Source organism: Sutcliffiella horikoshii (genome assembly GCF_020524325.1).
GTDB lineage: Bacteria > Bacillota > Bacilli > Bacillales > Bacillaceae_I > Sutcliffiella_A > Sutcliffiella_A horikoshii_D.
In genome coordinates this window covers 45,330-66,933 of record NZ_JAIVKY010000005.1, presented here as the reverse complement: position 1 = coordinate 66,933, position 21,604 = coordinate 45,330, and the positions used below count along the sequence as shown (strand labels likewise).

The window sequence follows — 21,604 nt, the reverse complement described above, 5'->3', positions numbered from 1 at the left end:
TGGTTGTGTGTTTTTTCCGTCTAAAGTTGTATGGGATCTTCAAACTTATTTCAGAGGTCAGGGCTCCAACCTCCTATTACAATAAAAGTAGTTAATAAATAACAGGAGGTAACTTTCCATGAAAAATGCTGAATTATATGAAACGCATGTGAAAACGATAAATTTGCAGTCGGCGGTAGCTTTCTATAAATGTCTGGGACTGGAGCTTGCATATTTTTTGGAGGAGCGAAGGGTTGCATTTTTCCTTTTAGGTGATGCAGAAAAAAAACAACAGATGCTGGGAGTTTAGGAAGTAAATGAGCATGAGTTTGTTCGCTCCCATTTTGCCTTTAAGGTAACACTTGAACAGTTGCGGTGCGTCCCAACATTTTTGGCTGAAAAAGGTATCAAGCTTTCCTCAAGCTTTGGATTGAACGCAAGTGAACCTGTTGTCCACGCATGGATGCCCGCCGCATGTTTTTATTTCTCAGATCCAGACGGCAATAGCTTGGAGTATATTGCTCTACTTGACCAGGACCCCAAACCTGAATTAGGCGTCTTACATTTGAGCGAGTGGGAAAAGACTTTTCAGTAATAAGGATTTACTTCGTTGTTATTTTTGGGGTTGTCCAACGCAAATGTCCGAAGATTTTTGGAAGTTGACCGAAGTTTTCGCGAAGTTGACCGAAGTTTTTGAAAAGTTGATCAAAGTTTTCCGATATTTGACCGAACCAAAAATTGAAATGACCGAATCCCCGGTAAAAGTTGACCGAACATTACAGTGAATTGACCGAACCTTCCAGTTTTTCAAGGTTTAAATGTCCGATGCATGATGATTTTTGTCCGAACCATTTTTTCATATCAAAATAACAGCTATTTTCCTTAAAAATACAACATTTCATACAAACTGCACACTCTAAGCTTTTAAGAGTCTACTATTGTCTAAAAAGTAGCACCAACAGGAACCCGTAGAAACCACTTTAATGTAAAAAACCGCCCCGACAACCATAAAGGTCACCGGAGCGGCTCAAAATTATTAACCATTCTTCAACGACAAGCTCTCCTTCAAATACCCAAAAGGTGTTTGAATAGCTTTTACCACATATTTATTACCTGTTACCACTGTCACCAAGATACTCAATAACAGAAGCAACATATATCCCGCCGGTGAGTTGACAGCTTCACCAAAGCTTGTTTCAAAGAACCACTTGATGATAAAGCCATGGAGGATATACACATAAAACGATCTACGGCCAATTCCTGTAAAGATATACTTGTCTTTAGGCACAAGTGCGAAAAATGCAATCGTGACAAGCATGCTTCCTGCATAAATGCCAATGCGTATCAACATATCGCTTACAGAAGAGAAGGTGTATGTTCCATAAAGGATACTTGCTCCGTCAATTCCACCTAACCAAACATAGATTCCAGCAAACAACGCTACAAGGAACGCAGTTGCATGTACACGATACGCACCATTTTTCAATTTCTCAAATAAGTCTGTTTTCGTTAAATAATACCCTATCAAGAAGAATGGGAAGAAATAAAACGTTCGATCCAAGCTTAGGAATCTTTCCGGGATATCTACAAAACCAATTCCAATACCCAGTAGTATTGCCAAAGGAATACTGTATCTCGCCTGTAATTTTCCAAAGAGTGGCAACATCAGCTTCCAAGCAATCATACTTAATAAGAACCACATCGCCCATCTTGGAGTGAAGTATTCCAAGGTCATAGATGGGTCTGCATAAAGCTGACTGTAAAACAGCGTATAGATGGTTTGCAAAATTAAATATGGTACTAATAATCTCGTAATAATTTTTACATAATAGCCTTTTTTATGAAAGTTGGTACTGAAATGCCCGGCCAATAGAATAAATGCCGGCATATGAAAAATAAAGATAAAATGGTAAATGGACACGAGCCACTCATCATTTGCACGATAGGGTGAAATAATATGTCCAAATACAACAAGAAAAATTAAGATAAACTTCGCATTATCAAAGAAGGAATCGCGAGTTTTCATGGTGTTCTCCTCCATTTCCAGTTATACGAAGGTATTTACCCACATTTATAAAAAACTTAAACATGGACATATATTCATTCGAAGAGTATAACATGAACTTGTCCGTTGGAGGAATGTAAAAATTTCCTTTCAAAAATTAAAAAACAGATGGACTCCCGCATCCACCTGTTCTCCTCAGTACAGCACTTCTTCTCCTTTTAAAAACCTGGTCAGCCACTCTACAGCTTCCTTTTCATCCGACCCTTCCGCTTTCACTGTTACAACGCTGCCATTAGATATTCCAAGCGACAATAAACCGAGGAAGCTCTTGGCATCAATGACCTTAGTGTGCCTGACAACACGTATATCTGAAACAAAACTACTTGCCTTCTCAACAAAAAAGTGAGCTGGTTTTGAATGAAGTCCATTTTCAAGTGCGACTGTTATTTGCTTAGATACCATAAAATATCCCCCACATTACCAAATTTATATATGGTATGTGAGGGGAAATGACTTCATGAATAATTTTAGTAAAATAGTACTTTTGCCTACATCTTTTTTATTTTTTATTTCAGATAATTCATCACTTTCCTCACGTTATACATTTTGTAGGAATACTCTACATTATATAAGTCCGATAAGGCCATGGATTGGAGGGTTCATATTGCCAGTTTCCATCATATTCAATCAGATTAATGTTAATAGCATCAGCAAGAGTTCGTCCGTTTCCACAGGTCAGAACAACCAGCCTGATTGGACAACACAAGGGAAAATAAACATAGGGAATGGTATTGAAATAGGAGCCGTAGCAGTTACCAATATTTGCAACGTAGTGTTCGATGCAGACGGTGTTGATACTTCCATCGCGAATCCAGAAATCAACAACCCGCAACCGACCGCACAATTCTAAAGGGGGCTTTAGATTGAACAAGAAGCATCCGTCTCAAATTCATATACTGCTTGATAAGATTGAAGTCATGTCCATTATGAACTGTTCCGGAATATTTACAGGAGAAAACATGCAGGCCAATTGGAGGACCTACCAAAAAACAAATATGGGGTTTGGCATGGTGGCAGGGGAATATAATGATTCCGATTCCAATCTAAATATCGTCCACGATCCTGATGTAGTTGATATGCCGGTACAGAATAAACCTAGCAATTAATCGGTTTTTTCTTCGGCTTGCATATCCTCCTTTTCTTTTATCACATTTTGTAGCCATTGCGGCAATTCTTGAGTATCTGTTTGCTCAAACATATCAATAAAGGAAGAGTCACTAACCTGGCTTTTTGTTCCATGAATATCATTTTCATCGCCACTTATGTTTCCTACCCCTTGGTTATGCTTTTTATGACTTTGAAACTGAGATGGGTAATTGTTACCCATGTTAATACAAGAAGCACTTTCCACCACACCAATCCGGATGCTTCCTATAAAAAAATTGGGAGAATAATCACTCATCAGCTCTCCTCCTTTGCCCTGATACTAACGGAAAATCCTTTTTTTCTATTAGAAACACTTATGTGTTGGCCTTCCTTGCTTTCGTTAGTTTTCTTTTTTAATGGACGATATGCCGGTCTTACCTTCTTTACTTGATCTTTATCATTTTTTAAAGTGGGATTGTCTATTGGGGTCGTCTGTTTAGCATCAAAATTATTTCCTATATTTAACGTACCGCTGAGTTGTTCTATTCCGATACTATCAAGATGATAGTCAAGTTTGTCAATTTGTGCATTTTTAATCTCCAGCGTTTTAATATGATAGTGGACAACCTGCTGCCTTGTATCATTAATTTTATTAAAGAGTACGGTGAGTTGATCTATTTTTGACTCCAAGTCTTGAAGCCTTATTTTCATTTCATCATTAGTAGACATACATGATCACAACCAATTAGGAAGAAGTTTGTTCGTTGCCGCCACTTTGGCTTCTTACTGTATTACTTGATTGTCGAATTGAGTTTTTTTCACCTGAAAGTATTCCGAAACCTTGATTTTCCTTCTGGGTTGACTTCGTATTCCAACTGACGTTTTTGCCTTTATTTAAAGAGGATGCGTTCATTAGTATATCCACTTTGAAATCCTTGAACTCAAATTTCAACCTGCCCCCTCCTTACAAAGAAAAATTATTCTATAAAATCTATCTCAACCGATATATCTTGTGCATTCTTTTGAAAAATGAGCGTAAGTAAACCTTGTTTGTATTGTGCCGTCAATTTCTCTGGTACAAACGAAAAGGGTATCTGAACTACACGCTGAAAGTCACCAAAGAACCTTTCTCCCTGCAGCAGGTTTTCTCGTTGAATGGGATATGGGTACGCGATGCTGCCTTTAATGAATAACTGATTGTTTTTGACTGATATATGGATGTCTTCAGCAGATTTTAATCCGGGAAGTTCCATTATTATTAGTCCTTTGTCTTCTGTTTCCATGATGTCGATAAGTGGGATTCTCTTTGGCATGACCGGAAGCATATCTTTCCAAAACTTATCTCCTAATACTTCGTCAATTTTATCGTTCATTGTTTCCCATGGGTTTGTATGCTTTTTCTTCATGAGCCTCCTCCCCAGTTATAATCTCGATAACACTCTATAGCTATGTATATGTGGGAAGTTCATGCTTTTATTCAGACAAAAAAGAGAAACCGTATTCTATGGTTTCTCTTTGAATGTTGATATCTCATTATTTTTCTTCAATACCTAAAACACGGTTGATACGTTTTTTTAGCATTTTCATTCCACTTCCGCCTGCTTGGAAGTGGCGAAGTTTTCCTTCCTCGTCAAACACATAGTACGCTGGTACATATTTGTTTTCGAATGCTTCTGTTAGTTTGTGTTCACTGTCCACAAAAATTGGTTGTGTGATATCATGACCCATTGCCATGGAGCGAATTACGCCAATATCAAGGTCATCTTCAGAACGTGGCATGTGTACTGCTATTACATTCAAGTCGTCGTCATATTCGTCACGTAGTTCATTGATTTCAGGCATTGCTTCTTTACAAAGATGGCAGCTGACGGACCAGAAGTGGATTAGGGTCGCTTTCCCTTGTAGCTCGTCCATTGTTATTTCTTCATTGATCCATTCCGTGGCGCCTGTAAGTTCGGGCATTTGTTCTCTTAATTTCATTCTATCTCTCCCCTTTTTATATAGGTTATCTTTTAATAATTATTATTATTTAATACATTCTATATTATATTCATATCATTATTTGCTGTCAACTAGATTATACTTATTATAATTAAATAATTAAAATAAAATGCTTTGAGACATAAAAAAAAAACCAAGCAAAACTGCACGGCCTTTTTTAAGTAATTGGTTAAGCTCCGCTGTTGATTTCCGCAAATGGTCTCGCTTTCCTAGGGGCGCTGCTGGAGCCTCCTCGGCTTTGCCTGCGGGGTCACCACCTAGCACTATCTCCCTCAGGAGTCTTCGCCTTTTGCTCCAATCAACAGCTCTAGATTACTAGAACGAAACGATATTTTATAAAGTTAACTCAAGGAAATATCATACCTCTTCCGAAATCCTAAAGGTTAATAAGACATCTTGTTGATTGCAGTGGAAGGCGCGAAGATGCCCGCAGGCAAGCGAAGCGCCTGAAACGGTAATCAACAGAATTTTACACCTTCATATTTTTTAAAAACTAAGCTTACTTAGGCTTCTTTTTTGTATGGTACTTTTAGGGTGATGATTAAGCCGATGAAAGCTAGGATGATTAGGGAGCCAAGTGCAGTTCGGCTTGCGAGGTTTCCGTATCCTGCAAGAACTAAGGTGATGGTTCCGTATAACAGCGGCCCGACAATGGATGAAACTTTACCGGAAAAGGCAAAGAGTCCAAAGAACTGTCCTCTTTTCCCTTCTGGTGTCAGTTCGATGATAAATGTTCTGGACGTTACCCATGTTGCACCAAGAGCGACTCCAAATAAACTTCCTGCAAGCCAAAGCATCCAAGGAGTGATGGCAAAGACAGCGAAACACAATGCCACTATCAAGAGCCCGGCGACTGATGCTACCGCAAGCTTCGATCCGATATTTCTTGAGATATAACCATAGACAAATGACCCAATGATACTCGAAACAGTCGAAACAAGATAAAGCAAAATAAATTCAGTTGCCGAAAAGCCACCGATTGCCCTCGCATAGATAGCCATCATCGCAATCGCCGTTGCAATGGCGTCATTTATAAAGAAATACGCAATCATAAAGAGAAAGACAGGGCGATACAAACGCATTTCTTTAAACGTCTGATAGATCTCTTTATAGCCACTGAAAAATGACTTTTTTTCTTGTACTTCTTTAGGCTTTTCCTTAAAAATAAAAAACAATGGCAAAGAGAATAAAAGAAATAGCACTCCGGTCGGGATAAATGCACGATGAAAATCACTATCCCCCACATATAAGTATACCGTTAGTCCGAGCAATGTCCCCATATACCCTACTGCGATTCCAAACCCTGATATTAGCGGCAATTCTTTTTTTGTCCCTAGGTCAGGGAGCATCGTATCATAAAAAATAAGCGAGGAATGGAAGAAAAATTTAGCTACGACAAACAACAGGAGAACCAGGATGAAACTGACCGGCAATCCAAATAAAGTTTGCGAAGTTTGAAGGGATGCAAAAACGCCCATGAAGATAGTGGAGAAAACGGCTATTAAGGTAAATGGAATGATGAATTTTTTCCTTTTGCCGGTTCGGTCAATCATTACCCCGAAAAGCGGGGAAAACAAGACGAGAAAAAAACTGGCCGTTGCGTTTGCATACGATAGGAATGTACTTGCAATTTGATCCATTCTTTCATTTGTCCCTATCACTTCCTGGAGATAAAAAGGGAAAAAGATCGTAATGATATTGGATGAAAAAATAGTATTGGCAAAATCATAAAGAGCCCAAGAAATAATAGGCAGCGAAAAATATAAGGCTAAAGGAGATCTTGGTTTTGTTTGATTGCTTCCTTGTTCCACTTTTGGTTCCAAATTTGCCATTGAAACTTCCTCCATCATTTAATGTTATAAGAAGACTATTCTCTAATAAACCCCTCACTCCTCCTTTCTCCCTTATTTTTTACGTAATATTTACACGACGCCTATCTTTACCCATTATATGCTGCTCCGCTTTACCAAAAGCGCTAACTTGCATGAAATCTTTCTTTCTACTTCATACTATTAATAATCGACATGTAGAGTCTTTTAAGGAGGGTGTCATGTATGCATCAAAAACTGCTGATTATTCCATTAGTATTTGTCCTTCTTTGTGGTTGTGCCAATCAAAGTAAAGAAGAAAGCGCAAAAGGGCCAACTATAACAGAAGAAAGAAAACAACCTGGTTTGATGTCCAATGATGAATTAATTAGAGATTCTCGAAATGAAGTATTAATTAACGTAGACAACACCAACGGCAATAACAATCAAGTAACTATCTCTAAACAAGAGGCAAGATCCAGTTTAATGAAGTATTTAGAGCTTACAAGGCATGATAGTACAGATGTTTCTTACGAAGGCATCAATGGGGAATTTTATTTATTCCATGTATCTGATCTGGTCCATTTTAATAATCAACCGGAAAAATTATCACGGGGATGGTACAAGGTCAATAGAGATACTGGTGAAGTTTCTCTTTGGAAAAAATAGAAAAGAGGCTGGCGTTGAATTTGAATTCAACGCCAGCCTCTTATAAATACTTATTCTTTGCTTACAGTTGGCAATATGACCGTGACCTTGGTGCCATTATGAACCTTGCTTTCATAATGAATCTTACCTTTCATCTCATGAATCAACCTGTTCGTTATCATGCTACCTAAACCTGTACCCTTTGTTTTTGTCGTATAATAAGGTAAACCGAGCTTCTGTAACTGCTCCTCGCTCATCCCTATACCATTGTCCACAAAGGTAATTGCAATTTGTCCCTTTTCATCTGCGGGCTTCTTCAGGATCTTCACATATCCACCTTGTTCCTCTTCCGCTGCCTCAATTCCATTTTTAATAATGTTCATTAATGCCTGCTTCAAATGTTGTTCATCACTGTAAATATAATGCTCCCCCTCTAATTTAAGATCTATGGAAACATTCCGGTATGACCCGAATGGCCTGAGCAAATCTACGGAATCTTGCAGAGCTTTATTAACATCGATATAAGATAAAGTGAAGTTTGTCGGCCGTGCCACAGTCAAATAATTCGTGATTATCTTATTGGTCCGATCCAATTCATCAAGAATTAGTGGAGCAAATTGCTTTAGATTTTCATCTTTGGTGTCGGAGTTAATAAATTGAATAAAGCCTCTGACAGTGGTAATGGGATTTCTGATTTCATGAGCAAATGCAGCTGCCATTTGGCTGACGGTTGAAAGCTTATCAAGGTACAATGTCTCATCAAACTGTTGATTCGCGATAATTAACTTTTCTACTGTATAAATCAAAGCAATAAAAGTTAAGCTGAATGCAAGAAAATAAACAATATAAAAATAAATATCTAAAAATGATACCGTACTAAACAAAATGAAAATGTATACCAAGTAGTAAAAGGATATGACAATTACACTATATAGGACTTTATTGGCGCTCTTTAGAAACCCAGAACGGAACAAAACACCGATTCCTAAAGCAAGAATAGAGACCGCAATACCAACATAAACATACTCTCCACCAATCAAGTATCTTAGCATCACCACAATAGCTGTACAAAGCAGACCGGGATACCAGCCTCCATATAGCGTAACAATAAGGATAGGGATCATCCTAAAGTCAAAATTGGTGTCTTCAAGTGTTTCAATGGGGTAAAGCATACAAAGCTTTGCAGAAAAAGCGCTAAACAGCCCGAGTATGGTCTGCTGTTTAAAATTCAGGGGTTTTCTTTTACTGAAGGGAAAAAATAGATTCGCATTGAACATCAAAGAGAAGATGATGGTTATATTAACAATTAGCGGTTTAATTAGGTAAATCATGCAAAACAAATCCTCCAATTAATAACACGATTACTATATTACCCACTCAACTCAAATTAATGGGTAAAGTGTTAAATTTTATAATTCAGCACCTCATCCATTATAGGCTTCTTGTAAGAGTTCGTCTAGGAGCACATGACATTTTCTTAAAAACTCACCTGTATAGTCGGATTTCATATAGCGTCTGAATATTTCGCGAAACCTATTATTAGTATCCGACATTTCATCTTTCCTTTATAATAATTGATAAACCACTCTTTACATAAAAGGTGTGAACGATTTTGGCAATAAAACTTGTAATACTTGGTCTTCTCATGGAAGGAGACAAGCATCCCTATGAAATCCAACAAGTGATGCATGACCGTAACATGGATCAATATATCAAAATGGCAAAAGGATCACTCTATTATGCTGTAGAGCAACTCCTCAATAAAAAGTTAATTAGAGTCAAGCAAGTTGTAACAGACCAGACACGTCCAGATAAGACGATATATAGCATTACTCATGAAGGGAAAGAAGCGTTTCAACAATTACTAAAAAAGCAGCTACAAGCAGAAAGCACGCACTTTCATCCAATGTATACCGCACTTGCCTTTATTCACCTTGGAGATGCAAGTCATATTAGAGAGGCCTTGGCAGAAAGAATCTCCCATACGAAAATGCAACTTGAAATGTTGGAAAGAGTATATAAACAATTTGGTGTTCATGCCCCTAAAGGGTCACAAGCGATCATGGAAAATGCCCATGAACTCTGCAAAGTAGAATTAAAATGGCTACAAAAGCTTCAGGAAGATGCAGAAGAAGGGTTATTTAATCAGGAATGCTAAGAAGTAGCGGATCCTCTATCCCCTTTTAATTATAAGATTTAGGTTAATCCGCTTTTCCTTTCCGCAAATGGCTTCGCTTTCCGCGGGACGGTGTTTGAGCCTCCTCCCAACGTTTCAGGGGTCTCAATCTACCGTTATTCCCCCGCTGGAGTCTCCACCATTTGCTCCAATCCACAGCTGGAAATTACTTTAAAGAACGGTTATTGGTTTCCAGTAACTCGGTTAGTTAGCTTCTTTGACCTCATGGTAAATGAAAACATCTTGTTGATTGGAGTGGAAGTCGCGAAGACGCCCGCGGGAGGAAGGGACAGGTGAGACCCCACAGGCTGCAAGCCGAGGAGGCTCACGGGCCGCCCGCAGGCAAGCGAAGCGCCTGGAACGGAAATCAACTGGAATTCATACTTTCCTAAATTAAATAAGAAACGACGCACCCGATTAAGTTGGGTGCGTCGTTTTTTTATCTATTAGTGTGCCGGAAAATAAATCATTTGTATTAAGAAAATAACTGCAAATACATAAATGAGTGGATGAACATCTTTCCACTTTCCATTTACAACTTTCATGATTGGGTACGTAATGAAACCTACCGCAATTCCTGTAGCGATGCTAGAAGTCAATGGCATCGTCAAAATAATGGCGAATGCAGGGAACGCTTCATCAAAATTTCTCCATTGTATCTTCGCTAAACCTTCCATCATAAAAGATCCGACAATAATCAATATCGGCGCAGTGATTGCCGGTAAGCTTGATATTGCGGAAATTGCCGGGGAAAAGAACATGGATAATAGAAACAATCCAGCTACCACAATAGAAGTCAATCCAGTTCTACCACCCGCGGCAACCCCAGCAGAAGATTCAATATAAGCACAAGAAGGACTTGTCCCCAAGGTTGCACCAGCTGTCGTTGCTATCGCATCGGAAAGTGTCGCGGGCTTTGTTCTTGGCAATTTGCCATCCTTCATAAATCCAGCTTGTTCTGAAACTCCTACAAGCGTTCCTGTAGAATCAAAAATTGTAACCAGAATAAATGCAAAAACCACCGTATATAAACCGTTTGTAACCACACCACTAAGAGCATCTCCAACATGGATGAATTGAGGTGCAGGAGGCATATCCACAATGCCGTTAAATGAAAGCATATTAAAGAAATAGCCTGCAATTGCCGTTAATACCATCCCATAAAATAACGCACCGGATACCCGCTTCGCCATAAGAATGAGTGTGATGAACAGCCCACCGATAGCAAGTGCCGTAACGGGACTTGTAAGGTCACCTAGTGAAATCATCGTTGCTTCACTCGGAACTACTATACCAGCCATCTTTAAACCAAGAAACGCAATGAATAAGCCAATACCCGCTGTAATTCCATACTTTAAAGGCGCAGGAATCGCTTCAATAAGGGCTTTTCTTAGATTGGTCAAACTTAAAATAATGATAACTAGTCCAGCTAAAAACACTGTTCCCAACACAGCTTGATAAGTAAGACCTTGTGTTGCTACAACACTTGTGAAATATGCATTAAGTCCCATCCCGGGAGCAACCGCTATTGGATATTTTGCAAATAGCCCCATTGTTACAGTCCCGATCACAGCAGCGATGATCGTTGCCATAAACACCTGTTCAAACGGAATACCAGCCGCTGAAAGAATAGCAGGATTTACAAAAATTATATAAACCATTGTAAGGAAAGTCGTTATTCCCGCTAATACCTCTTGTTTAATTGACGTATTAAACTTTTTAAAATCAAAATAGTTTTCCAACTTATAAATCCCCCAAAAACGAATGTATTATTAAAACCTTACTAATAATATTCGTTTTCTATTAATTTTTCAAGAGAAAATCGAAAATTACTATTCAACACTTTATTATTTTTCCGAATCACTATTATTTTCATAAATTAACTATCCTTTATTCATCTTTCAGCTAAATACTCTCTACTTGTTTTCTACATTAAAATTTTGGGTATATTCAAAAATAAGTAACTAAACTAAATCATTGAATAAACTGTCACTCTTTTACAAAGTTTCCACTATTTTTTCTGATATATCTAAATTTTCTAAAAATTATACTTCACAAACAGTACAAAATATCAGATAATAGGAAAAAGGATGAGAAAGTTCACTATTACATCCTTTTCATGATTCACCCATCAATACGCATTCCAAAATTCCGCACAGGGGGTAGAAATTATGAATAAGCATTTTTCTTTTCAACCTGAACAATCTGTTTCCAATTTCAAAAGCTTTGATATGACCAGAGAGGAGAAAGTCGCCCAAATCATCGTCGACTCTTCTGTCTTTCAATTCCATAAAAACAGGCTGATGAACGAAATAGATCAAGCATTAGGAGAAGGCAACCGCCAAAAATTCAAAATACTATCAAACGAATATAACACCCTATTAGAACAGTTCTCTCACTTACAGTAAAGCCAAGTTAAAGTTACATGAATAATTGTTGAGTATTTAAAGCTGTTGATTGGAGCAAAAGGCGAAGACTCCGGCGGGGAATAGCGACAATGTAGAGACCCCTGAAGCGTAGTGAGGAGGCTCAAGGTCGCCCCGCGGAAAGCGAAGCCATTTGCAGAAATCAACAGCGGAGCTTACCATGTCTCACAAAAAAGAAGCGGAAACTCATTCCGCTTCTTCTTGCTTTTCGGGGAGCTTTTTCTCCTCTGTTTTCGCTTCTGTTTGGCAGCAAGAACATTTTTTCTTTGTCTCTTTTTCCTGCTTGTACAAGTAAGCGAGCACCCCAATAATCATAAACGAAAAGACCCCTGATGATGAATCTTGAAAAAATAACTCCTCTGCATACCTCTCCAACAAAGTAACCCAGATTTGTAGCACAATATCCATTACACAATCCCCTTTCAGACGGAATCCAACAGACACCAAATCCCAGTAATACAAAGGTGAAAGGAGTGCATCCAAAGGCAATGGAGACGGCAACTAAAATTATGTGAATATTCTGTGTTTATAATTATTATAAATCTTATGTAAGTTTTTTCCTATCCTACTAGCTTCTTATTTTTATAGGTCTTCCCTAGTACACTAATGACCAAACAAACGTTTCCCTTCTCTTTCTAGGTATCAAGAAACCCCTCTTCATACCTACTCATTTAATGGCAATAATCTCTTGGACAAGGGGAAAAAAGTCAGTTACACTAACTTAAAAAGCTTAAATACATAAAGGGGCAATTTATATGGAACACCTAATCAACTCCAATGTTCGAGATATTGAAATTTCAGGTATTCGCAAGTTTTTCAACCTTGTAGCAAAATATGATGATGTACTTTCGCTTACAATCGGGCAACCCGATTTTCCCACTCCCACGCATGTAAAAGAAGCGGGAAAAGCCGCCATTGATATGAATAAAACAGTATATACACCAAACGCAGGCATCCCTGAACTAAGGAAGGCTGCAAGTGACTTTGTTAAAAAGAAATACAATATGGAGTATAATCCAGATTCTGAGGTGATCGTATCTATAGGCGCAAGCCAAGGAATTGATATTGCTTTTCGTACCATATTAGAACCCGGAACCGAAGTGATTCTACCTGGCCCAGTCTATCCAGGTTACGAACCTATTATTAAATTATGCGGCGCAACTCCTGTTCATATTGATACAAGGGAAACAGCTTTTCAATTAACGGCAGAATTAATAGAAAAGAATATTACCGGAAAAACCCGTTGTATCATTCTACCTTATCCATCCAACCCAACCGGTGCAGCTTTACCTGAAACGGAATTAAGAAAAATTGCAGACTTGTTGCAAGACAAAGATATTTTTATTTTGTCAGATGAAATATATAGTGAACTGGTTTTTGAGGGCAAGCATCAATCCATCGCCATCCTCCCAGGCATGAGAGAGAAAACCATTGTCATCAACGGAGTATCCAAATCCCATTCCATGACAGGCTGGAGAATTGGCCTTGTATTTGGTCCTGAATATGTAATGAAACAGATGTTAAAAGTACATCAGTACAATGTTTCCTGCGCAAGTTCGGTCTCACAATATGCCGCATTACAGGCATTAACAGCAGGGATAAATGATGCAGAGGAAATGAAAGTACAGTATCAAGAGAGAATGAACTATGTTTATGGACGCCTTGTCGATATGGGGCTTGAGGTAGTGAAGCCAAATGGAGCATTTTACCTTTTCCCTTCGATTCAAAAATATAACATAAAGTCATTTGATTTTGCATTAAAGCTTGTAGAAGAAGCAGGTGTCGCAGTTGTACCAGGTAGTGCCTTTTCCGAGCTAGGGGAAGGATATGTAAGGCTTTCCTATGCTTATGATATGCAAACACTTGAGAAAGCAATGGACCGGATGGAACGTTTTTTGAAAAACTTATAAGCAAAAATGAAAAAAGGAGCGACTCTAATCTCAAGGAGTCGTTCCTTTTCCGGTTTTATTTTCTCAACTCTTCAATAAACCGTTTCAATTCAATCTTATCTGTGGTATTCAACCAATCTGCCATTCTTTCATTTTCTTCTTTAAAGTGCCACTCCAATACCGCTTCAAGTTCTTCCATATATCCATCAAACTGAACTTCTTCTTGCTGGAGATTTTTAATTAAAAGCTCCCAATCAACCCTCGCATCATAAATACCTTGCTCTGGATGTTCTTGTGCCAATTCAGCCGCTTTATCAAAAGGCTTACCTGAAAGCAGTTCTAATGCAATCCAGTCGCTGATATATTCATGGCGATATCCCTGCTCCATTACCAGTTGAAACTGTAACCTTGCCTCTTCATACTTTTCTTGTTTTAAGAGAGCCATTGCGTGGTTCCCCTCAATATATTCGTTTAAGATATTTCCCTTTATAGCCTTAAACCTTTCATACCATTTTTCATAGGCTTGCCAATTCTCTTTCTCATAATAGTATTGGAGAATATCAAGGAATAGAATCTCATTAGGGGCTTTTTCAGCCAACTTCTCTACGTAAGTGATCGCCAAATCTTTAGATGATTTGTTCAACACCGTTTCCTCGACACCGATAATCTTGCTAATCATTAACAGACTATGCAAGTCGTCTGGATCCTCCGCATAATTTTGCTTATACATCTCCAATGCTTCTTCCGGCTTATTTTTTAACAATACTTTATCCGCTTTTGATAATTCTCTGTTCTTCAAATAAAAAGTCGGCAGGTTTCCAAATGTATCGTCTCCTAATCTGTAACCTTGGCTTTGCGTAATCAAATCACCTTTTTCATTATAGGCCTCTACATTCCAGAAAAAGCGACCTCTAGGATCTGCGAAACCAAGTACAGAAGAATAATCAATTCCTTTCCAGTCACTGTCTTCCGTATACTGAATCACACCTTGCGAAAAGTAAAGGTCTTCTACGGAAACAGTATGTTCTGTATTCTTAATACCGCTTTTTAACCCATGCGATACGGAGCCACCTTCAACTTCCCTGCCTACACTGATACTGTAGTAAGCCGCACCTTCGACAGGTTCCCATGAAAAATGAAGCTGGTCATCAGTAATTTTCTCAGAATTAACTGGCTGATGAATTTCAATCAACGGATTAATGAGGGTGTCTTGTGCAACAACATCCTCGTCTTTAACTTCAATCCAAGGATTCGCAGGCATGGCAAGTGTAAAACCGTCTATCTGATCGAAGGTAAATCCGAATCGCAACTGATAACTGCCGGATGGAACATTCTTGAAGACGTATTCTCCATTATTGTTCGTCACTGATTGGTATGTTTCTTCGGATCCTATACTATAATTTAAATTGTTTTTATCACGGAGGTAAACCCCTACCCCTTCCATAGGTGTTTGGCCACTGGAGTTGACAAGTACTTTTCCTCGAACGGTATTAACTGAGTATAGCCCGTTTTTAATCCTATCCAATATTTCTTTAAGTTGCTCCTCTTCATGGTATACTACATTGTCCTTATCATCGCTTTCCTCTTTCACCCTTTTTATGTCTGCCAAAGCCTCTTCTACTAAGGCGAGTAGCTTCTTATGCTCTCCTTGGCTCATAAGGATATCTGCATGGGATTTAACCGCCCTTGCTTTTGTATAGGTGTCTCCTTCTGAAACATTTGCATTGAAATCTTCTATATATTTTAAGGCAAGTTCGTATTGTCCATTTTGAACTGCTAAATCGATTTGCTTTGTTGCCAAGTCTGATCTGAAATATGTTTTATTTCCTCTGTCCAAAGCTGTTTGCAGCACTTTGTTTCCTTTTTTCCAAGCTCCCTCCCGGCTATAATAACCCGCTAGTTCACTGGCCGCTGTCTCCATATATCCATCAATCGGTCCTTCTTCCACATACTCCAACAGGTAAGGAAGACGTTCTTCAAAAGAGAATTTCACTTTAGCCTGGTTGGGATCAGACCAAAAGGTTGAGGTCGTTCCAACATAGACATCATATTCCATGGCATTAGCACCCTCAATCAAGTACTCCCTGATAAGTGCAAATCTCTGTTCACGAAAAACTTTTCCATCATCTAGAAGGTCCAATATTTTCTCTTTTCCCATTTGCTCCCCATTTCCCATCTGTTGCTTTGCCATGTATATCGTGAACTGTGGTTGTATGAGATAGAAGACCATTGGAAGGAATAAAATGAATGCTACTCCAGTTAACACTATGTGTTTAATTTTCACTTTTATTTTCATACTCTTTCACCGCTCTTTCATAGTCATCCTTCCAATAGGCGTACCCAGCTATTTGGATTATTTCACGTTCACCCTGGGTTGTTCTGACCTCACCATTTAAATCATCCCTTAATGAAATGGTCGAGAAGAGTAAAACTGCGGCCACTACTATTGGAACGACAGGTACTTCAATTTCTTTATTCCAGAAGGATGAAAGTTTTTCAGTAAAACTTTTCGCATGCGTTTTCTGTATAACTTTTTCACATCCGGTAAAATGGAAGTCCTTTAATTCATGATCAAGCCTTTCTTTAACCGCTTGTTTTTCTTTGTGTTGCACTTTCATCCTCCCCTTTCTCGATAATTTCCTTTAAATAAGAGCGTCCTCGTTTTAATCTTGTTTTAACGGTATTTTCTGCAATAGCCAACACCATTGCCATTTCGCTTATTTTCATCTCATTAAAATAGTAGAGAATAATTACTTCTCTGTATTTATAATCCAATTTTTGTATGGATTCACTTAAAGATTGATTTTGAAAATCAAGTAGTAATTGTGCCTCGGGACCATCTGCCTGTTCGCTCTCTGTAACCCGTTCGGCAAATTCAAAGTTTGATAGGATACTCTTAAAGCTCCATTTACGCATTTGCATTTTGCAAAGGTTGACTGTAATGGTGGTGAGCCAGCTTTTTAATTTGTCTTCTTCATCTAGTTGATGAATCTTTTGATAAGCTGTGATAAACGTATCCTGTACCACTTCTTCAGCAAGTTGTTTATCTTTCACCAGTAAATACGCCGTTCGCAAAAGATAGTCCCCATAAACGTTCATCAATTCTTTAAGGGCGGATTCCTCTTTATTTTTTAATCGATTCACTAGGTGCAAGCTCACTCACCCCCCTTTCCTTTTGAGGTATATACTTAAGATGCAGGCTCATCAGAAATAGTTTCAACTTTTTGCAAAAAATTGTTTTTTTGGTAGATATATATTAACGTAGCATAAAGCTGGGGAGTCTAGTGGTTTTTATTAATTATGTGAATGAAGGCACTTGGTTGATTGTAGTGGAAGGCGCGCAGACACCCGCGGGAGGAAGGGACAGGTAAGAACCCCGCAACGGAGTGAGGAGGCTTACGGACCGCCCGCAGGCAAGCGAAGCGCCTTGAACGAAAATCAACCGGTTTATGGGAAATTCTAAAAAAATGATCCTCCCTTTATCTCACAAGGGAGGATCTTCACTTAATGGAATTATTGCAAAGCCGCTTCGAGGTTAATGACACCGTAACCGTAATTGAACGTCGATCCTAGGTTAGTTGCCGTACTGCGTAATCTTTCACGAACTTCTACATTTGTCAGATTTGGATTTTGCGCCAATAATAATGCCGCAGCACCTGCTACATGTGGAGATGCCATGGATGTTCCATTCAATTCCCCATATTGATTACCTGGTAACGTACTGTTGATGGAAACTCCAGGAGCCATCACTTCCAGCTGACTGCCCACACTTGAGAAGGAAGCACGGTTATTATTGGAATCTACCGCACCAACCGCAATTACAGAGTCATATCTTGCAGGATATCCAATTGTGTTAATTAATCCAAAGAAAGAACCGCTATTTCCAGCTGCAGCTACAACAACGATACCACTGTTATAGGCATTGTCGCTTGCCTGTTTCAACGTACTTGAACCTGTGCTGCCACCTAAACTCATATTGATAACATCCATATCGTTATCAATTGCCCATTCAATTCCTTGTGCGATTCCAGCAAGTGTACCGCTTCCACCAGCACTTAATACTTTTACCGCATAAAGATCTACATCATAAGAAACACCCAGTACTCCAGTGTTATTATTTACTGCAGCAATAGTCCCTGCCACGTGAGTACCATGGCCATTGCCATCTGTCAGGGCATCGGGTTCTTCAGAAACAAAACTTGCACCGCCTGCTACATTCAGATCCTCATGACTTGCATCGATCCCTGTATCAAGCACTGCCACTTTTACACCAGATCCTGTTACGCCTTGCGCATGTGCAACATCTGCTTTGATGTGAGGGAGCCCGTAAGGCACTGTTTGTGCTGTCGTATGCATCTCCACATTTTCTTCTACATATGCTACTAACGGATTTTTCTCAAGTGCTGCAGCTGCCACTTCCGGCAACGTGATATGTAACACATTCATATGCTTAAATTGATGCTCGACCGAACCGCCCAGAGTGGATACTAACTTGTCCGCTTTGGCAATAGACGGACCACTTTTTAAACCAATCAGATATTCTTTCATTAACGGCTTTCCTTGTGCACCTGCATCTGATGGCGTGAATGAGAAGGATAGGACCATAACTACTGCTAAGAATAAAGTAACTAATTTTCTTAAAGACTTATTCATATAACTCACTCTCCTATAAAAAATTTATAAAGCACCAGTGTCTTCTCTAATTAAGAGTTGATCCTGGTGCTTTTATTCAAAGTGGGATAACTTAATTATTGCAAAGCACTTTCCACGTTAATTACACCATGTCCATAATAGAACGGATCGCCAAGATTAGTGGCTGTATTTTTTAGTTTTTCACGAATTTGTACATTCGTCATGTTAGGATATTTCGCTTTAATTAAAGCTGCTGCTCCTGCTACATGTGGAGAAGCCATAGACGTACCATTGAAGGAAGAGTAGTTGTTCCCAGGAGTCGTGCTAAGGATACTTACACCCGGAGCCATTACTTCAAGCTCTTCACCAACACTGGAGAAAGATGCACGGTTATTACTGCTGTCCACCGCACCAACTGCAATTACAGAACTGTATTTAGCAGGGTAACCCATTGTGTTTCTTTTACCTTTAGAACCGGAGTTCCCAGCAGCTGCAATTACAACAATTCCACTTGCATAAGCATTATCACAAGCTTGCTGAAGGGCTGCGGAACCAGAACTTCCACCAAGACTCATATTGATAACATCCATATCATTTGCAATGGACCACTCAATTCCTTGAGCAATTCCACTTAATGTTCCACTTCCAGAAGCGTTAAGAACTTTAACTGCGTAAAGATCAGCATTGTATGCAACACCAAGTACACCAGTAGTATTATTCAAAGCAGCAACTGTTCCTGCTACGTGAGTTCCGTGGCCGTTTCCATCTTGAAGTGCATTAGGCTCACCAGAAACAAAGCTTGCTCCACCTTTTACATTCAGGTCAGCATGATTTGCATCGATACCAGTATCAAGGACCGCAACTTTCACTCCACTTCCTGTTACACCTGAAGCGTGTGCTTTGTCTGCTTTAATGTGAGGAATTCCCCATGGCACAGTTTGTGCAGTAGCATGGAATTCTGCATTTTCCTCTACAAATGCAATTTTAGGGTTTTTCATTAATGCAGCTGCAGCATTTTCATTTAAGCTGACTTCCACAACATCCATGTACTTAAATGTATGTTGAATATCGCCCCCAGCTGCAGAAATTAGATTCTTGGAAGACTGCGCACTTGCTTTATTGCCTTTTACAAATCCTACTAAGTACTCTTTCTTCACATTAGCACTCGAATCTGAAGCTGCTGCTTGTGCAGATCCAAAAGCTAAAGAGAAAGCAAGTATTGCGATAAGTATGACCGATAAACCTTTCGTCCACTTTTTCAATAAATTCACTCCTTAAAAAGTTTTTTAACAATTCTCACTATTAAGAATCATTATGGACAGTTTATCATCTGTCAGCCTGATTTCCTATTGGGAAAACGAGAGACGGAAAGTGTTATTAAAATCGAAAAACGCGTCCTATTTTCCCAATAGGAATATCTGTCATAGTTTCCTTGTTTCCCCTGTAAGTTGTAAGTGGAAGGCAAAAAAACACACCGACCACGAAAGTCGAGTGTGTTTTCAAAGGTAATTAAATTAACCGAAAAGTCCAAATGACTGTAAAAAGACAAGTAATATTCCAAATGGAATTACGTATCTGATAAGAAAGTACCAACCTTGGAATAACCCTTTTTTTACAGTAGATCCTTGGAAAAATTCATCTTCCAAGATGTTTTTAGGGATTCGGTATCCAACAAAAATGGAAATAAGGAACGCACCTACGGGCAAGGCAATATTACTGACGAGAAAATCCGCTACATCAAATATGATAAGGTCTCCTATGGTAATACCAGATAGGACACCAAATGACAAGGCGGAAGGTATGCCTAGAATGAAAATGATCATACCACCTATAACTGCAATCTTTCTTCTCTTCTCCTGATTGTCTTTTACAATAACTGCAACTATTATCTCCAATATCGAAAAAGCAGATGTTAAGGTTGCAAATAATAACAAAATCAAGAACATAGTCAAGAAGATTCCACCAAGTGGCAACTGATCAAAAACTGCCGGCAATACGACAAATACAAGACCTGGCCCTTCATCAGGTTGTAGCCCTAAAGCAAATACCGCCGGGAAAATAACTAGACCTGATAAAAGAGAGATAATGATATTCAACCAAACCACTGAACCCGCAGACCGAACAAGATTTTCACCTTTTTCTAAATAAGAACTATAGGTCACCATGATGGATATCCCCACACTTAATGAAAACAGTGCCTGTCCCAGCGCCATTAATAATGTGTTGGGGGTGATAAGAGAAATATCCGGTTGTAAGAAGTAAAGTATCCCTTCTGATGCACCTTCTAGTGTCAGCGATCTTACCAGCAAAACTATAAAAATAATAAATAATAAAGGCATTAATACTTTGCTGGCTTTTTCGATTCCACTCTGCACCCCGGCCTGTACCACCCATATCGTGATGGCAAGGAAGATAAACTGGGCAATTAAGACTTGAGTAGGATTAGCTATTGTCTGTTCAAAAAGTCCACCGTACTCCTCAAGTGAAAATTGTGAAAGTCCTCCTGTAATACTTTTACCTAAGTAAGTAACAATCCATCCTCCTACCACACTGTAAAAGGATAATAGAATGAAGGAGGCAACGACTCCAAGGATTCCGATATAGTGCCATTTAGACCCCTTTGCCAAGGTCTTATAAGCTGTGATCGCATCCTTTTGTGTAGACCTTCCTATGATAAACTCAGCTAATAACATTGGTGTAGCAATAACGAGCGTGAAGAGAATAAACAACAAGAAGAAAATCCCTCCACCATTTGTCCCTGCCATATACGGAAATTTCCATATCGCTCCAAGACCGATAGCGGACCCTGCAGCTGCTAAAATAAAGCCAATCTTTGACGTCCATTGCTCATGCTGTTTCATATACTTAAACTCCTATTTCAAGATTAGTCTCCT

23 protein-coding genes and 1 pseudogene are annotated in these 21,604 nt (G+C 39.0%); 7 read left to right on the top strand and 17 right to left on the bottom strand.

Translation table 11 applies throughout. The features are described 5' to 3' along the window. Positions 1-118 precede the first annotated feature (118 nt). A pseudogene (locus tag LC091_RS05190) lies at positions 119-574 on the top strand (VOC family protein). Between the two features lie 441 nt (positions 575-1,015). On the opposite strand, the gene LC091_RS05185 reads toward LC091_RS05190, so the two are convergent. After that, positions 1,016-2,005: an acyltransferase family protein gene (locus LC091_RS05185; protein ID WP_226680823.1), complete on the bottom strand. Its 990-nt coding sequence runs from the start codon at positions 2,003-2,005 to the stop codon at positions 1,016-1,018. A 174-nt stretch (positions 2,006-2,179) separates the two neighbouring features. Then, positions 2,180-2,446, bottom strand: coding sequence for an HPr family phosphocarrier protein (locus LC091_RS05180; protein WP_226680820.1), 267 nt, complete (start codon positions 2,444-2,446; stop codon positions 2,180-2,182). Between the two features lie 202 nt (positions 2,447-2,648). Here LC091_RS05180 and LC091_RS05175 point away from each other — a divergent pair, with 202 nt between their 5' ends. Both LC091_RS05175 and LC091_RS05170 read left to right on the top strand, forming a co-directional pair. Further along, a complete protein-coding gene (locus tag LC091_RS05175; RefSeq protein WP_226680818.1) occupies positions 2,649-2,894 on the top strand; it encodes a hypothetical protein in 246 nt (81 codons plus the stop codon). A 13-nt stretch (positions 2,895-2,907) separates the two neighbouring features. After that, on the top strand, positions 2,908-3,150 hold the full coding sequence (locus tag LC091_RS05170) for a hypothetical protein (protein ID WP_226680816.1): 243 nt from the start codon (positions 2,908-2,910) through the stop codon (positions 3,148-3,150). Here LC091_RS05170 and LC091_RS05165 read toward each other — a convergent pair. The 6 genes from LC091_RS05165 to LC091_RS05140 all read right to left on the bottom strand — a co-directional run bounded on the left by LC091_RS05165 (position 3,147) and on the right by LC091_RS05140 (position 6,963). Then, a complete protein-coding gene (locus LC091_RS05165) occupies positions 3,147-3,446 on the bottom strand; it encodes a hypothetical protein (protein ID WP_226680815.1) in 300 nt (99 codons plus the stop codon). The genes LC091_RS05170 and LC091_RS05165 overlap by 4 nt on opposite strands. Beyond that, complete coding sequence (gene gerPC / locus LC091_RS05160) at positions 3,446-3,859, bottom strand: spore germination protein GerPC (RefSeq protein ID WP_226680812.1); 414 nt, start codon at positions 3,857-3,859, stop codon at positions 3,446-3,448. Before gerPC ends, LC091_RS05165 begins: the two co-directional genes overlap by 1 nt. Before the next feature lie 16 nt (positions 3,860-3,875). Further along, a complete protein-coding gene (locus LC091_RS05155) occupies positions 3,876-4,082 on the bottom strand; it encodes a hypothetical protein (RefSeq protein ID WP_226680809.1) in 207 nt (68 codons plus the stop codon). Positions 4,083-4,107: 25 nt separating this feature from the next. Then, a complete protein-coding gene (locus tag LC091_RS05150; RefSeq protein ID WP_226680808.1) occupies positions 4,108-4,536 on the bottom strand; it encodes an Hsp20/alpha crystallin family protein in 429 nt (142 codons plus the stop codon). A gap of 127 nt (positions 4,537-4,663) precedes the next feature. After that, the gene (locus LC091_RS05145; protein ID WP_226680806.1) at positions 4,664-5,110 is read right to left on the bottom strand and encodes a redoxin domain-containing protein; all 447 of its coding nucleotides are present in this window, start codon (positions 5,108-5,110) and stop codon (positions 4,664-4,666) included. Between the two features lie 524 nt (positions 5,111-5,634). Continuing rightward, positions 5,635-6,963 (bottom strand): MFS transporter, encoded by a 1,329-nt coding sequence (locus LC091_RS05140; RefSeq protein WP_226680804.1) that lies wholly within the window; start codon positions 6,961-6,963, stop codon positions 5,635-5,637. 222 nt (positions 6,964-7,185) lie between these two features. Between LC091_RS05140 and LC091_RS05135 the strand changes: the two genes are divergently transcribed. Further along, positions 7,186-7,608: a hypothetical protein gene (locus LC091_RS05135; protein ID WP_226680803.1), complete on the top strand. Its 423-nt coding sequence runs from the start codon at positions 7,186-7,188 to the stop codon at positions 7,606-7,608. Between the two features lie 50 nt (positions 7,609-7,658). Here LC091_RS05135 and LC091_RS05130 read toward each other — a convergent pair whose 3' ends face one another. Further along, positions 7,659-8,918: an ATP-binding protein gene (locus LC091_RS05130; RefSeq protein WP_226680802.1), complete on the bottom strand. Its 1,260-nt coding sequence runs from the start codon at positions 8,916-8,918 to the stop codon at positions 7,659-7,661. A gap of 281 nt (positions 8,919-9,199) precedes the next feature. On the opposite strand from LC091_RS05130, the gene LC091_RS05125 reads away from it, so the two are divergent. Continuing rightward, a complete protein-coding gene (locus LC091_RS05125; protein WP_226680799.1) occupies positions 9,200-9,745 on the top strand; it encodes a PadR family transcriptional regulator in 546 nt (181 codons plus the stop codon). 464 nt (positions 9,746-10,209) lie between these two features. Here the strand turns inward: LC091_RS05125 and LC091_RS05120 are convergent, their stop codons facing one another. Then, a complete protein-coding gene (locus tag LC091_RS05120) occupies positions 10,210-11,505 on the bottom strand; it encodes an NCS2 family permease (protein WP_226680796.1) in 1,296 nt (431 codons plus the stop codon). A gap of 429 nt (positions 11,506-11,934) precedes the next feature. Between LC091_RS05120 and LC091_RS05115 the strand changes: the two genes are divergently transcribed. Continuing rightward, entirely contained in the window at positions 11,935-12,171 is a 237-nt protein-coding gene (locus tag LC091_RS05115; RefSeq protein ID WP_226680794.1) for an IDEAL domain-containing protein, read from the top strand. A gap of 204 nt (positions 12,172-12,375) precedes the next feature. Here LC091_RS05115 and LC091_RS05110 read toward each other — a convergent pair whose 3' ends face one another. Next, complete coding sequence (locus LC091_RS05110; protein ID WP_226680792.1) at positions 12,376-12,597, bottom strand: hypothetical protein; 222 nt, start codon at positions 12,595-12,597, stop codon at positions 12,376-12,378. A gap of 347 nt (positions 12,598-12,944) precedes the next feature. Here LC091_RS05110 and LC091_RS05105 point away from each other — a divergent pair, with 347 nt between their 5' ends. Beyond that, entirely contained in the window at positions 12,945-14,099 is a 1,155-nt protein-coding gene (locus LC091_RS05105) for an aminotransferase A (RefSeq protein WP_226680790.1), read from the top strand. Positions 14,100-14,154: 55 nt separating this feature from the next. Here the strand turns inward: LC091_RS05105 and LC091_RS05100 are convergent, their stop codons facing one another. The 6 genes from LC091_RS05100 to LC091_RS05075 all read right to left on the bottom strand — a co-directional run bounded on the left by LC091_RS05100 (position 14,155) and on the right by LC091_RS05075 (position 21,571). After that, entirely contained in the window at positions 14,155-16,374 is a 2,220-nt protein-coding gene (locus LC091_RS05100; RefSeq protein ID WP_226680789.1) for a carboxypeptidase-like regulatory domain-containing protein, read from the bottom strand. Next, positions 16,352-16,696: a hypothetical protein gene (locus LC091_RS05095; RefSeq protein WP_226680788.1), complete on the bottom strand. Its 345-nt coding sequence runs from the start codon at positions 16,694-16,696 to the stop codon at positions 16,352-16,354. The genes LC091_RS05100 and LC091_RS05095 overlap by 23 nt, the downstream gene beginning before the upstream one ends. Next, positions 16,662-17,222: an RNA polymerase sigma factor gene (locus LC091_RS05090; protein ID WP_319003641.1), complete on the bottom strand. Its 561-nt coding sequence runs from the start codon at positions 17,220-17,222 to the stop codon at positions 16,662-16,664. Before LC091_RS05090 ends, LC091_RS05095 begins: the two co-directional genes overlap by 35 nt. 369 nt (positions 17,223-17,591) lie before the next feature. Further along, complete coding sequence (locus tag LC091_RS05085; protein WP_226680787.1) at positions 17,592-18,731, bottom strand: S8 family peptidase; 1,140 nt, start codon at positions 18,729-18,731, stop codon at positions 17,592-17,594. A gap of 95 nt (positions 18,732-18,826) precedes the next feature. Beyond that, positions 18,827-19,972, bottom strand: a complete 1,146-nt coding sequence (locus LC091_RS05080; RefSeq protein WP_226680786.1) for a S8 family peptidase — start codon at positions 19,970-19,972, stop codon at positions 18,827-18,829. Positions 19,973-20,224: 252 nt separating this feature from the next. Further along, a complete protein-coding gene (locus tag LC091_RS05075; RefSeq protein ID WP_226680785.1) occupies positions 20,225-21,571 on the bottom strand; it encodes a sodium-dependent transporter in 1,347 nt (448 codons plus the stop codon). Positions 21,572-21,604: the final 33 nt, after the last annotated feature.